Raw genomic sequence first — 13,830 nt, forward strand, 5'->3', positions numbered from 1 at the left:
CAGGGTTAATTAAATCGGTTCATTGTTTGTAGAAAATCCGCCCCTGCTACAAAGTCATCTGCGGCATCTGCCGCACGGGCGACACTGACAGCGATTGTCTCTGCTTCTTCTTTACTAAATGTACTTAATACATGGTTTACAACTGTTTTACCGTTTGGCCGTCCAATACCAACCTTGATACGATTAAATTCTTGTGTCCCAATATGGGAAATAATACTTTTTAATCCGTTGTGCCCCCCGGCGCTTCCTTTTTTTCTCAAACGCAATTTACCAAGATCCATATCTAAATCATCTGCGATGACTACTAATTCTTCAAGATAAACACCGAAGTACGTCATTAATGGGCCAACCGCTCGACCAGATTCATTCATGAATGTTAAGGGCTTCACCAACAAGATTTTTTCGCCATTTACAAAGTAGTCCGCTACTTCCGCTTCAAACGTATTCTTTTTGAACGTAGCACCATGTTCTTCTGCTAGACGGTCAACCACCATAAAACCAATATTGTGTTTCGTATTTTCGTATTTTTTCCCTGGATTTCCCAAGCCAACGATCATTTTCATTTGTATTCGCCTCATTTATATTTATCATAGTTACCTAAATGCCACGTTTTTCAGTTGCATGACAAAATGCTGGATAGTCAGCTGACTACCCAGTAAGAAATTTTCTTTATACAGTATAACACAAACTATACTGTAGTGACCGTTTCCAATGCTCTAACCTGTTTTCAAAAACCTGTTATTTTTGCAAAAACTTAATCATATCAGCACCTTGGAGCATCAATGCATGAAACGCTTACTTTGGAAACAGCTGAAAAAACTGTATTATTAATGAGTAAAACACGTGACAAATTTCATTAATTAGTGTTATCATTCCACTGGAAAACAAATATAAGAAGGGATTGGTACACATGACTGCAACAGCAGCAAGTAAAACCCATCAAAAAGTAATGTTAATCGGAGACGGCGCCGTAGGTTCAAGCTATGCCTTCGCACTTGTCAATCAAAATATCGCTCAAGAAATCGGTATTATCGATATCGATACCAATCGTACGCAAGGTGACGCAATCGACTTATCACATGCATTAGCATTCACATCACCTAAAAAAATATATTCTGCTTCTTACGAAGACTGTCACGATGCTGACTTAGTTGTTATTACAGCGGGCGCACCACAAAAACCAGGTGAAACTCGTTTAGACTTAGTTGGTAAAAACTTACGCATCAACAAAAGCATCGTAGAACAAGTCGTTGCTTCTGGCTTCGACGGCATCTTCTTAGTTGCTGCCAACCCTGTAGATATCTTAACGTATTCTACATGGAAATTCTCTGGCTTCCCTAAAGAACGCGTTATTGGTTCAGGAACGTCATTGGATACAGCACGTTTCCGTCAAGCAATCGCTGAATTAGTTGACGTTGACGCACGTAACGTCCATGCTTACATTCTTGGTGAACATGGTGATTCAGAATTCCCAGTTTGGTCACACGCAAACGTAGCCGGCTTGCAAATTTACGAATGGGTAAAAGATAATCCAGAAGTAGATGAAGAAGCTTTAGTAAACTTATTCTTCGGTGTACGTGACGCTGCTTACGAAATCATTGAGAAAAAAGGAGCAACATTCTACGGTATCGCCGTTGCTTTAGCACGTATCACCCGTGCAATCTTAAATGATGAAAGTGCTGTGTTCCCTCTATCAGTTTATTTAGAAGGTCAATACGGACAAAGCGATATTTATATTGGTGCACCTGCTGTTATCAATGCAAAAGGTATCCAAAACATTATCGAAATTCCATTAAGCGATGCTGAAAAAGATCGTATGGATGCTTCTGCGAAAGAATTAAAAGAAGTTATGGACAAAGCTTTTGCTGATCTTGAAGCTGAAGGAAAATAAGACACTTTTTGAAGCCGCAAGGAATCTGATGATTCTTTGCGGCTTTTTTAATATTTGCTAATGTTTCAGAACATATCACTCGTATTTTACTCATTCTGTGGTATATTTATAGTCGGTATATCATTTACACTTAGCGGCTATTATATAGAAGAAAATGCTTCGATAATGGATGAAAACCAAATACAGAAAAGCAATGAGGAGTTATTTCGATGACAAGAAATGAAAAAAGAAATTCTCGTGGCCGAACACGTATCGGCATGATTGTTGTTTTAGGTTTATTGGTAGTTTTAGTTGGCGGATACGCCGTTCGCAGTACATATTACGCACAAAGATTTCTCCCTAATACGGTAGTCAATGGCGTGAAGATTAATAATTTAACAGTAAGTGAAGCCAATCGAAAAATCACTCGCGAACTTTCAGACTCTCCTTTCTTGATTAAAATTGATGATCAAAATTGGAAAGAGATCAATCGCAAAGACTTAGGCTGGAAAAATGATTATTTGCCTGGCTTAAAGGAAATGCAAGAAAAGCAAAACCCCTTTAGTTGGGGAATGCAGTTAGTTTCTGCCGCTGACACAAAAGATGTCGAGGGCAATACATTAGACGAAAATAAATTAAACGCCGTTGGCGAAGCAGTCAGAGCAGAACTTACACAAACAAACACAACACGTACTGCCACTGAAAATGCAAAAGTCTCTCGTACAAATGAAGGCTTTGAGATCACTCCCGAAAAACAAGGGAACACGATTGATGTCGATGCAGCCGTAACTGCGTTTAAAGAGGCAGCGAAAGACGGAAAACATACTGTTGATTTTGATCATTATCTTGCCAAACCATCAATTACTAAAGACAATGCTGATTTGAAAAAGACAATGGACAAAATGAATGCTGTGGCAAAAATCAAAGCAAACTACAGCATCAATGGACAAAACTTCCAGATTCCTACATCAGACATTAACGATTGGTTGATTGACGACAATGGCACAATGTCTCTAGATCAGGATAAAGTAACAGCTTACGTGAAGAGCTTAGGTGAAAAATACAATACCAGCTCAAAACCAACAGAATTTAACAGCACTCGTCGGGGTAAAGTTTCAGTTCCTTCTGGTACATTCAGTTGGACGATCAATACTCCTGCAGAAGTTGAAGCCTTAACAAAACAAATTCTGGAAGGGAAAGATTTCACTCGTTCTCCTGTCGTTACTGGTGCAACGACAGCCGACAAACCATTAGTGGATAAAACATACATTGAAGTCGATCTTCAAAACCAACATATGTGGTACTACAAGGATGGAAAAGTTGCTCTAGAAACAGATATCGTTAGTGGGAAACCAAGTTCTCCGACCCCACCAGGAGTTGACTATGTTTGGTCTAAAGAAACGAACAAGACCTTAAGAGGAAAGAACGATGACGGTACTGACTATGCAAGTCCCGTGAAATATTGGATGCCGATTGATTGGACCGGCGTAGGACTTCATGATTCTGATTGGCAGCCTGAATACGGCGGCGAATTATGGAAAACACGTGGTTCTCATGGCTGTGTAAACACTCCACCAGACGTTATGGCCAAGCTTTTCGATATGGTTGATGTCGGTACACCTGTTTTAGTATTTTAATAAATCAAAACCAGCGAACTTGCTTCGCTGGTTTTTTTAGTTCTTATATCTACTTGTGTTGACGGAAAAGTCTTACTGATTTTCCGTCAACACTTTTTTATTGGAAAAGTTCTCAAACCATTCTTTACTACTAGATAAATGAATGCACTTCTCTCTGCAAAAAAGAGCCATTCAATTTTTTACTTTAAAATAGAGCATGCACAAATTATATTAAAAAATTGCAACACACTCTCCTTCTTTTAGATCTCTGATTTTTAATCAAAAAAAGTATGTTGCGCATTCGTTCTCGCAACATACTCACTAAAAATTTATTCAGCTTAGCAGAGTTGAGTACTTGAGAGCAGGTACTCACTTACTCCGCAGATGTAAATACTTCAGAAACATCATCATCATCTTCAAGCTTCTCAACTAAGCGATCCAATTTTTCTTTGCTTTCTTCGTCTAAACTTACAGTCGTTTGAGGAATCATTGTTAATTCCGCTTGAGCCAATACAAACCCATCCGACTCTAATTGATCTCTTACACTGACAAAATCCTCTGCAGCAGTATAAATCTCAAAAACCTCAGGCGAGATCTCCATGTCTTCCGCGCCAGCTTCCAACACGTTTTCAAACATGGTATCCTCATCAACTGATAAACCCTCTCGTTCAATCGCCATATACCCTTTACGATCAAACATATAATTAACAGAACCCGTCTCACCTAAATTCCCGCCATTTCTAGAAAATGCAACACGTACATTAGTAGCGGTTCGATTGCGATTGTCTGTAAGCGCATGGACTAAGATAGCAACGCCCCCCGGACCATACCCTTCGTAAGTGATCTCATCGTAATGTTCCCCTTCACCTGCCGAAGTAGCCTTTTTTATCGCACGATCGACATTGTCGTTTGGCATATTTGCGGCTTTCGCTTTATCGACTACTAAACGTAAGGCTGGATTTACACTTGGATCAGGACCCCCAGCTTTAGCTGCCATATAAATTTCTCGAGACATCTTCTGAAAAATTTTTCCTCGTTTAGCATCTTGTGCATTCTTACGCCCTTGAATGTTATTCCATTTACTATGTCCTGACATGGTAGATTCCTCCAATTAATTATTGATCCCTCTTATTGTCCGTCTGATTGTATTTTTCGTCAAGAATAATCTTCAGATTAACGTTTCTTACGAAGAGCACGATAGATGATAATAATTACGCAAGCCGTCAAAGCACCGCAAGAATCCAGCATCACATCTTGGAATAAAGGCGTTCGTCCGCCCGTTAACATTTGATGAAACTCATCCGTAGCTGCATACCCAGTTGCAGCCATCCAAGCAAAATACAGGCTTAAGACCGATGACTTTTGCTTCAATTTCGGTGATAATCCTAAGTATAGACTTCCTCCTAAAATAAAATACGTCATGAAATGCGCACCTTTGCGAATAAAAAACTCGACAAATTTAACATAGCCTTTTGCAGAAATACTTACTTCGCTGCCCGCGTAGTTAAATGAAATGCGACTAAAGAACTCTTTCAACGGCTCGTTTGCTAATAATTTTTGAATTAAGGATACCTGACTTTGTTGTTGATACGTCATCGACGAACTAATAAATAAAATGACCATCATCAAAATGGCAATACCTAAATAAAAATTACCATTTTTCATTTGTTTCTGCATTGCTTTTCCTCCAATAAAAAAACCGGTACGAAACCCGTACCGGTCATAAGTGATTTAGTTTGATTACATACGAACCGCAAAGCTTGGTGCATAATAGCTTACAGAACTTACTGTAACTGTTTCACCTGGTTGTGGTGCGTGGATGTATTGTCCTCCGCCCATTGCGATCGCTACGTGGTATGTTCCACCAGGGCTACCCCAGAAGTATAAGTCTCCAGCTTGTGCTTCACCGACTGAGATGCGTGTTCCAGCTGATTCTTGAGGAACAGTCCATCCGCCGATTTCACGACCAGTTGCTTGACGGAATACATATGAAGTAAAACCAGAACAGTCAAATCCTGCTGGTGTTTTACCACCCCATACGTAAGGTGTACCAATGTATTTCATCGCTTCAGCAACCACTGATCCGCTTGTAGCAGGCGGTGGTGTTGGTGTTGATGGTTTTGGTACTTCCGGCGCTGGTGTTGGCGTAGGTGCCGGAGTTTGATCGTTAGTTGATGACGATGTTGAACCTTGATTGTTATTAGCGCTTGAATTCCCATTATCAGTCGGAGTTGCTCCGCCACCTTGGAAGTTATCTTCACTAGATGATTCTGATGAAGAAGATTCTGTCGTGCTTGTTTGTTGTTCTGTTGATGATGTTTCTACTGTAGTTGAAGACTCAACTGTTGAGCTTTCAGTTGTCGTTGTGCTTGCAGCAGCTTCTTCTTGTGCTTTGCGATCTGCTTCCGCTTTCGCGTCTGCATCAGCCTTTGCTTTTGCATCTGTTTCAGCTTTTTTAGCAGCTTCTTGTGCTTCTGCAGCTTTACGAGCTTCTTCTTGCACACGTTGTTGTTCTTTGATAGCAGCATCTTGTTTTTCTTTCAGACTGGCTTTTTCGCCTTCAGCAGTTGCTTGATCAGCGGCTAGAGTCGTCGTTTGGACATTTAAGTCTGCTTGTTTCGTAATCAAATCACCTTTTTGGCTTTCCAATGTAGCTTGGTTTGCAGCGATTTGTTCTAATTGTTTTTGGTTTTCAGATTGTTTTTGTTCAACTTCTGCTTTGTCTGCTTTTTGTTGTTCAACTAAGTCATTGTTTGCTTTAGCGATTGTTGCCATCGCTTGAACACGACTAACAACATCGGTAAATGATTCAGCGTTCAATACGACATCCACAACATTTGAACCTGAAGATTGTTTTACTTGCGCACTTCGCGCTTGCTCTTTGATTGCTTCTGAGCGTTTTTCGATACGTTTATCCAACGTTTCAATTTGCTTTTGTAATTCTTGTGATTTTTGTTTTAATGATGCTTGTTCGTTTAATAACCCTTGGGCTTTATCGTTAATTGAAGCAACTTCACCTTCTAATGCACTGATTTGTGACTGTGCATCGGTTTGTTGATTCTGTAAACTTGAAATTTTAGCATCCTGATCAGCAATTTTACTATCGAATTCATCGGCAGAAGCTGCGGCTGGAGCTGCTAATGCGCTTAATGTTACTGAACATACCATTAATGCTGATAACAAACTTTTTTTCACTCTTATGTCCTCCGACTACTTAATCTTTTATTTTGAATTTTATTAGACTTTTTTTCTAACACATTCATGAGTTTACCACAGCTGTATGTCACCCATATAATAGCTTTGTTACAAAAACATTTCATTTTACTATTTTTGAGTTACAAATTCAGGCAACAAAAAAACAGAAGAAAAATTCTTCTGTTTTTTTCATTTGACCCATACCACTAGTTTTTCCTTTATAAATCAAGGTTTTCTTCAGGCGGGCCAATCAAAATTTTCTCTAATGGGAAGATTAAAATTACAAACGTTAGAATATTAAAAAGCAGTGTTGGACCTAGGTATCGGGGGACAAAAAAGTCTCCGCTGATGCCTGTTAAACCAAAGACTGACTGCAACAATAAACTAATTAATTCAAAGAGCGTCACACTAATCACAATAGTGAAAAAGAGCGTCAAAATATTTTGTTGGATTGTCTTTTTGAAAAGGTAAAACAGTAGGACCAAGAGTGGGAAAATGACGGCATAAATACCGATAACTCCTATGTAATAAAGGTCATACAAGATCCCTAAAAACAATGACGTTCCTAACAAAAACCGTTCATCTATCACGCGCGACAGGATCAATAGAACCAACAGTGCCAAATGCGCATTTGCAACATAAACATTGTCTGTCAAAGAAGCGATGATCCGCGTGATATGTGCGTCTAGTAAAAATAAGAAAAATAAGAGGAATGGCGTAATATATTTTAAGGTTGTCCGCGTAATCATTCAGTTGCTCCCGCCATTCTTTGGATAATCGTTACGACTGAGATATCATACATTTGCGCATAGGGTTTAATATAGACCTCGCGATTTAACCCATAGCTATCTGGCTTGACCTTGACAACTGTTCCAATAGCAAGGTCTGCTGGAGAGTTCCCACCTAAACCGGACGTTTGAACGACATCGCCTTCTTTGATGTCTTCTTCGCCAGTAATTTCCGATGCGATTAATTGTTGCGATTTTACGTCGTATTTATTCAATACTCCGAAAGAATTCCCCTTGCCGGAACTTATTTTTACTGGAAAATGATTGCTGCTTTTATTATCTGATGTTAATAACTGGATTTTAGATGAATGTGCATTTACTTCCATCACACGACCAATTAGTCCTTTCTTGGACATGACCGCCATATTTCCCTCAACACCATCGCTGCTCCCTTTGTCTACGATCAGCATATCCTGCCAAGTATCCGGCGAACGGGTAATGACATTTGCCGTTACCTTCTCGTAGCTGGTCAATGTTTGGTTCAATTCTAGCTCGTTTTTTAAACGTTCAATTTCTTGTGCTTGATTTTTTGTTTGCTGTTTCACTTCATCGTATTGATCAACTTCATTTTTTAATTTTTGATTTTCTTCATACGTGTTCATCAAATTCGACACGGAATGAACGCCGCTGCTAAGCCAACGTCCTGGTGCAGTAATCACTTTATCGACGACACTGATCGTATCATTCACAGCTGATTGGACGATATTCGTGTCGCTGTCTTTCGCACGATTCGCTGCAGTAATCGAAACAGTCGCCACAACAACGATAACAACAATTAATATAATAATAATATTTTTATTCGGATTAAACTTTCTCACTTAGGCACCTCTGAACGCTATAATATAGATTGAATTTTACCACTAAATGGCGGTATAAAAAAGCGTGGACGGTTGATTTTAGAGAATTTTAGTATCTCTCATCAAATAAAAAAAGAGCAGCAGATTTGTTTTAAAAAAAACAATCTGCTGCTCCTCTATTTATACATCCCGACTCTGAATCACAGCGATCAATCCCTCCTCAAAGGATACCTCTGCATCACCATCCAAAAATTCATTACTGGCTAAACTAGTGGGTTGTGCAAAGTCTACATTTGAGAGTTCATACTTCACATTTTTCAATGTCAATTTTTTTACAGGAACGATACAGCAAAATGCGACATACTTCATCATTGGGTTTTTAGCAATTTGATAACGTCCTGAAGAAATATAATTCACAACATTGCCTTCATCTGCGATCTCTATTTGACTTAAAAATGGCTGAAAGCGCGGCTCAGCGCCTAACCATAGATTGGCTAACAGATGATCCAACCGCCCGCCCGTTGCACCGATCAGCGTTATTTCAGCTTCAGGGAAACGTTCAAAAGCTGTTTGGAGTGCCAATTGTGTATCGGTGTCATCTTTTTCTGCTGGAGAAGTCATCACTTCCGCGACGCTGTCAAATACTTCCTTTTTTTCCTCTTCATTTAGAGAATCAAAATCGCCAATCGCTAAATCGGGAATGATTCCTCGACGCAACAGAAAGAGGTTCCCACGGTCAATTCCGATGACTTTATCGAATTCATTTGAAAAAGCAGGCCAGTGATTTGGATCACCGCCTGCAACAAGTAATATCTTCATTAATCGATAGCCGCTCTCAAAGCATCGATTTTTTCTTGCGGGTTTTCTGCGTCATAGATATACGAGCCGGCAACAAATACATCTGCGCCTGCCTCCGCACATTTTTTAGCTGATTCTGGTTGAATACCACCATCTACTTCAATTTCATACTGGTAGCCATGTTTTTTTCGTAGACGATCCAATTCTGCGATTTTTTCAACTTGGCTCTCTATGAATGTTTGACCACCAAACCCTGGATTGACCGTCATCACTAAAATCTGGTCTACGTCACCCAAGATATATTCGATTGATTCAATCGGTGTCCCAGGATTCAAAACAACTCCCGGCTTCACGCCTGCCGCTTTGATCATTTGAACCACACGATGAATATGCGGCGTAGCCTCCACATGAGCCATAATGATATCCGCACCCGCTTTTGCAAAATCATTGATGTAATTCTCAGGATTAGCAATCATCAAATGAACATCCAATGGTAATTTAGTTACTGGACGCAAGGCGCTCACGACAACTTGGCCGAATGAAATATTCGGTACAAAGTTTCCATCCATTACATCAATGTGGATGTAATCTACGCCGGCATTTTCAACCATTTTTACTTCTTCACCTAGTTTTGCAAAATCTGCGCTTAAGATCGATGGGGCAATTTTCATAATTAGTACTCCTTTTTCATTTTAATGTATTTATTTTATGCTTTTAAAGCCTTACTATACTAAAAAACGATCCAGTTCATTATTTATTTTTCTTGTAAATAGGACGACGCTTCTCAATTTCCTGCAGGAATTGCAGGTAATTGTCATAGCGAGTTTGTGCAATCTGCCCTTCTTCGAGAAGGTGTTTTACTTCGCAACCAGGTTCTTTCACATGACGGCACTCGCGGAATCGACAACGTGGAGCCGCCGAACGGAATTCAGGAAATTCTTTGGGTAATTCTTCAGCAGAGATTTCAAGAAAATCAATCGAGCTGAAGCCAGGTGTATCCGCCACTAGACCATCAAATAAATACAGCAATTCTACATGCCGCGTCGTATGCCGACCACGCCCCAATGAATCCGAGATTTCACCCGTTTCTAAATTCAAATCAGGAGAAACGTCATTCAACAATGTAGATTTTCCTGCACCGGATTGCCCCATAAACACAGTCAGATTTCCCTTAAACAAGTCTGTTAGCTTTTCCTTGTCCTGATCCCCGTCGATTACCGGGTAGCCTAAAGGCTCATAGACAGAACGAATGTCGTCAACTAATGAGTGGTCCGAGACTAAATCTGTTTTCGATAAATAAATAATCGGATGCATGCATTTATTTTCTAAAGTCACTAAAAAACGGTCCAACAAATTGTAAGAGAAGTTAGGCTCAACTAAACTGGTTACGATCACGCCTTGATCCACATTGGCAACTGGCGGTCGAACCAATTCATTTTTTCTTGGCAGCAGCTCAAGGATGTACCCCTCACTGTTTTCCTCACTGCTGAAAACTACTTCGTCGCCTACTAAAGGTGTCAGCTTTCTTTTACGAAAATTCCCGCGTGCACGTGTTTGATAGGTCTTTCCTTCACTCGCAACATAATAAAAACCGCTTAGTGCTTTACGAATCTGTCCTTCGATCCGACTCATCTCCTTTTTTGTAAACATCTAACTATTTTAACGTAGATTAACTCCTAATGAGAATCCTTTTACATTCAAACGTACGCCCACAATCATCCAATAGTTCTTTTTCTATCGAATAAGCAAGAGATATATAGTTCAAATTCCACTTTATTGTAGCATACTTCAAAACCAATTTCAGTACAAATGACCTAAAAAACCTTTCCTCATGGAGGAAAGGTTTTTTCTACGGTACGGTTATTGTCTCCGCTTTTGTAACGCTTTTTGTAACTGCTGGTTTTCCATTCCGTTGAATCTCTATTGTAGCGGACCCACCTTCAGTGGTGGTTACGGAGACAGTCTGTTCTGTCGTAGGCGTATTTTTATCTAATGGGAAGTTTAAAACCTCCACGGCACTCGTGTTTTTTGCATCTTTTAGCATCACGGAAATTGTATCCTGTTTGTCATCCGGCCCATTGAACCGGGCGGAAATCTTCACATCAAATGTATTTTCCTTATTTTCAGGTCCTCTAGAGACATACACTGTCACCGTATCACCTGCTTTTAGAGAAGAAGTTCCCGCTCCCGGGTCTGTTCTTATGACTTTTCCTGCTTCTACCTCATCAGAAAATTCTTGTTGTTCAGAATACTTTAGACCTGAATTTGTAATCGTTGCTTCTGCCATTGCTTTATCTTGGCCGGTTAAATCATCTAGCTTAATGTAGGCAGAGCCCGAACTGACTTTTAAAGTAATGATATCTTTTGACGTCAAACCAGCCCCGCTTACAGGGTCTTGGCTGATCACTTCATCAATTGAGGCCGTTTCACTTGAAACATTTACACGCTTGATTTGATTTTTTGTCAGCCCTAGCTCCAGCAAACTTTGTTCCGCTTCCGCATAACTCATTTGCGAATAATCACCAATTTTAATTTTTTGAGGACCATCGGATACTTCAAAAGTAATCTCATCTGTCTTTGGATCACTTTTTGTTCCTTCTTTAGGGTCTTGACTCAAAATTTGACCACTCGGAGCTGTTTCGTCAAAAATTTTCTTGATACGAATATTTTTTTCGGAGAATCCAATTTTTAGCAGATCTTCCTCTGCATCGTCAATAGTATCCCCTTTATAATTTTTCAGTGAGACCTTTTTCGTTCCCGAACTTATATACAACCGTACAGATTGGCTTCTTTTGATCATAGTTCCAGCATCAGGATTTGTTCTGACTACTCGACCTTTTTTGATAGTATCGCTTGGCGCTTCATCGGTTTTACTATCAACAGTCAATTTCGCCGCTTTCAAGGCTGTTCGCGCATCCGCTTCAGTCATATCCTCCACTTGCGGGACAGATACTTCTGCCGAACTAGTCATCATATAGCCTACTACTCCGCCGATCGCCAGCATCAGCAGTAGAAAAAGAAAAACAAAGCGTTTCTTGCCTTTTTTCTTCTTCGGCTTTTCTCCTGGTACAGGAGGTTCTTCTTTTGGTTTTTCAATAGCCGGTGCCTCTTCTGGCTGGATTGGCGTCAATACTTTCGTTTCATCAAGCATCACCGTTGGCTGCCAAGGCAATTCATTTACGCGTGCTGGTATCAACGCTGTTGAAAGATCCGCCGCCATCTCATCAGCAGTCTTATAGCGATCTGCTGGATCTTTTGCTGTAGCGTGCATCACAATATTCTCTAAGGCTTGAGGCACTTCAGGATCAAAGCCTTTTACTGAAGGCATGTCATCTTGAAAATGTTTCAAGGCAATCGTTACCGCAGATTCTCCATCAAACGGCACACTCCCAGTGATCATTTCATACAATATGATCCCTAAGGCATAAATGTCTGATTGCTTTGTTGCCATACTGCCTCGGGCTTGTTCTGGAGAAAGATAATGCACAGAGCCTAGCATGGAGTTGGTTTGGGTCAGAGAGGTTTCTGACAAGGCGATCGCGATTCCAAAATCAGTGATTTTAACAACGCCTGCCTGATCCATCAAAATATTTTGCGGCTTCAAATCACGATGAATAATGCCGTGAGCATGAGCCAAACTAACCGCAGATAGTATTTGTTCCATAATATCTACAATTTTGCCGTAAGGAATTGGCGATCGCGACTGGATATAGCGTTTCAGATCCATTCCTTTTACATATTCCATGACTAAATACTGCATGCCGCTTTCTTCATCTACATCGTATACACCAACGATATTAGGATGAACCATTTCGGTCGCCGCTAGCGCTTCACGCTGGAAACGACGAATTGCAGTTTGATCATTTTGAAAGTCAAAGCGTAATATTTTGATGGCAACATCACGATCCAAAATTAAATCGTGGGCCAAAAAGACGTTTGCCATACCGCCGCTACCGATGCTGGCGATGATTTTATAGCGTCCATTGACCAACTTGCCTATTTCAATCATGGACGAGCCTCCCCTTCAAAATGGATCAGCAAGACAGTAATATTGTCTGCACCACCAGCATCATTGGCAGCATTGATCAGCTGCTTCGTTTTTGCTTCCAATGTTTGATCGCTTTCTACAATTGAAAGAATATTTTCTTCGCTCACCATATTGGTCAATCCATCTGAACATAGCAGCAAATAGTCATTCTGATGGCACGCATGCTCTGAAACATCCGTTTTGATTGTTCCAGCTATCCCTACTGAACGAGTCAGTACATTTTTTTGCGGATGGATCGCTGCCATCTCTTTCGTGATCTCACCAGACTTCAACAGCTCATTCACTAATGAATGATCATCTGTCAATTGCTGCAATTGACTATTTTGAATCAGGTACGCACGACTATCGCCAACATGTGCCAGAACGAATTTCTCGTCTAATAAAGCTGCGCTGACAATCGTTGTTCCCATTCCTTGCATCTCTGGATGCGCGATTCCTTCTTGATAGATTGCTTCATTTACTTTTTGAATTTCTTCTGTAAACCAGTGCCCAGCTTCCTCAGGCTGTGCAATCGTCGAGGTTGACCAAGCAACGCCTAAACCGTCAACAGCCATTTTGCTAGCAACATCGCCAGCTAGATGCCCGCCCATGCCATCAGCTAATATCGCTAAATACATACCTGCTTGATTGGTAAAAACATTTGCATAGTCTTGATTCATGTTGCGCCGCTTGCCGATGTCTGATTGAAATTGGATCTCCATCTTTTTGTCCACCTCAT

General features: G+C 40.4%; 13 protein-coding genes. 2 read left to right on the plus strand and 11 right to left on the minus strand.

Features of this window, described 5'->3' with window-relative positions:
- Window positions 1-5: 5 nt before the first annotated feature.
- A complete protein-coding gene (gene pth, locus I592_RS13755; RefSeq protein WP_010779616.1) occupies window positions 6-563 on the minus strand; it encodes an aminoacyl-tRNA hydrolase in 558 nt (185 codons plus the stop codon).
- A gap of 347 nt (window positions 564-910) precedes the next feature.
- On the opposite strand from pth, the gene I592_RS13760 reads away from it, so the two are divergent.
- Both I592_RS13760 and I592_RS13765 read left to right on the plus strand, forming a co-directional pair.
- Window positions 911-1,891 carry an L-lactate dehydrogenase gene (locus I592_RS13760; RefSeq protein WP_010779615.1) on the plus strand — a complete coding sequence of 327 codons (981 nt, stop codon included), beginning with the start codon at window positions 911-913 and terminating at the stop codon, window positions 1,889-1,891.
- A 209-nt stretch (window positions 1,892-2,100) separates the two neighbouring features.
- Window positions 2,101-3,507 (plus strand): L,D-transpeptidase family protein, encoded by a 1,407-nt coding sequence (locus I592_RS13765; RefSeq protein WP_010779614.1) that lies wholly within the window; start codon window positions 2,101-2,103, stop codon window positions 3,505-3,507.
- Between the two features lie 352 nt (window positions 3,508-3,859).
- Here the strand turns inward: I592_RS13765 and I592_RS13770 are convergent, their stop codons facing one another.
- The 10 genes from I592_RS13770 to I592_RS13815 form a co-directional block, all read right to left on the minus strand.
- Window positions 3,860-4,582 (minus strand): YebC/PmpR family DNA-binding transcriptional regulator, encoded by a 723-nt coding sequence (locus tag I592_RS13770; protein ID WP_010779613.1) that lies wholly within the window; start codon window positions 4,580-4,582, stop codon window positions 3,860-3,862.
- Between the two features lie 77 nt (window positions 4,583-4,659).
- The gene (locus I592_RS13775; RefSeq protein ID WP_010779612.1) at window positions 4,660-5,163 is read right to left on the minus strand and encodes a VanZ family protein; all 504 of its coding nucleotides are present in this window, start codon (window positions 5,161-5,163) and stop codon (window positions 4,660-4,662) included.
- A gap of 63 nt (window positions 5,164-5,226) precedes the next feature.
- On the minus strand, window positions 5,227-6,681 hold the full coding sequence (locus tag I592_RS13780; RefSeq protein WP_010779611.1) for a C40 family peptidase: 1,455 nt from the start codon (window positions 6,679-6,681) through the stop codon (window positions 5,227-5,229).
- 218 nt (window positions 6,682-6,899) lie between these two features.
- On the minus strand, window positions 6,900-7,430 hold the full coding sequence (gene mreD / locus I592_RS13785; RefSeq protein ID WP_010779610.1) for a rod shape-determining protein MreD: 531 nt from the start codon (window positions 7,428-7,430) through the stop codon (window positions 6,900-6,902).
- A complete protein-coding gene (gene mreC, locus I592_RS13790; protein ID WP_010779609.1) occupies window positions 7,427-8,287 on the minus strand; it encodes a rod shape-determining protein MreC in 861 nt (286 codons plus the stop codon). The genes mreD and mreC overlap by 4 nt, the downstream gene beginning before the upstream one ends.
- A 159-nt stretch (window positions 8,288-8,446) precedes the next feature.
- Window positions 8,447-9,085 (minus strand): thiamine diphosphokinase, encoded by a 639-nt coding sequence (locus I592_RS13795; protein ID WP_010779608.1) that lies wholly within the window; start codon window positions 9,083-9,085, stop codon window positions 8,447-8,449.
- Entirely contained in the window at window positions 9,085-9,735 is a 651-nt protein-coding gene (gene rpe, locus I592_RS13800; RefSeq protein WP_010779607.1) for a ribulose-phosphate 3-epimerase, read from the minus strand. Before rpe ends, I592_RS13795 begins: the two co-directional genes overlap by 1 nt.
- Window positions 9,736-9,814: 79 nt before the next feature.
- Window positions 9,815-10,696: a ribosome small subunit-dependent GTPase A gene (gene rsgA, locus I592_RS13805; RefSeq protein WP_044926590.1), complete on the minus strand. Its 882-nt coding sequence runs from the start codon at window positions 10,694-10,696 to the stop codon at window positions 9,815-9,817.
- A gap of 217 nt (window positions 10,697-10,913) precedes the next feature.
- On the minus strand, window positions 10,914-13,073 hold the full coding sequence (pknB, locus tag I592_RS13810) for a Stk1 family PASTA domain-containing Ser/Thr kinase (protein ID WP_010779605.1): 2,160 nt from the start codon (window positions 13,071-13,073) through the stop codon (window positions 10,914-10,916).
- Window positions 13,070-13,813 carry a Stp1/IreP family PP2C-type Ser/Thr phosphatase gene (locus I592_RS13815; protein WP_010779604.1) on the minus strand — a complete coding sequence of 248 codons (744 nt, stop codon included), beginning with the start codon at window positions 13,811-13,813 and terminating at the stop codon, window positions 13,070-13,072. The genes pknB and I592_RS13815 overlap by 4 nt, the downstream gene beginning before the upstream one ends.
- Window positions 13,814-13,830: the final 17 nt, after the last annotated feature.

The sequence above is a fragment of the Enterococcus gilvus ATCC BAA-350 genome, from assembly GCF_000407545.1.
In the GTDB taxonomy this organism is placed as follows: Bacteria; Bacillota; Bacilli; order Lactobacillales; family Enterococcaceae; genus Enterococcus_A; species Enterococcus_A gilvus.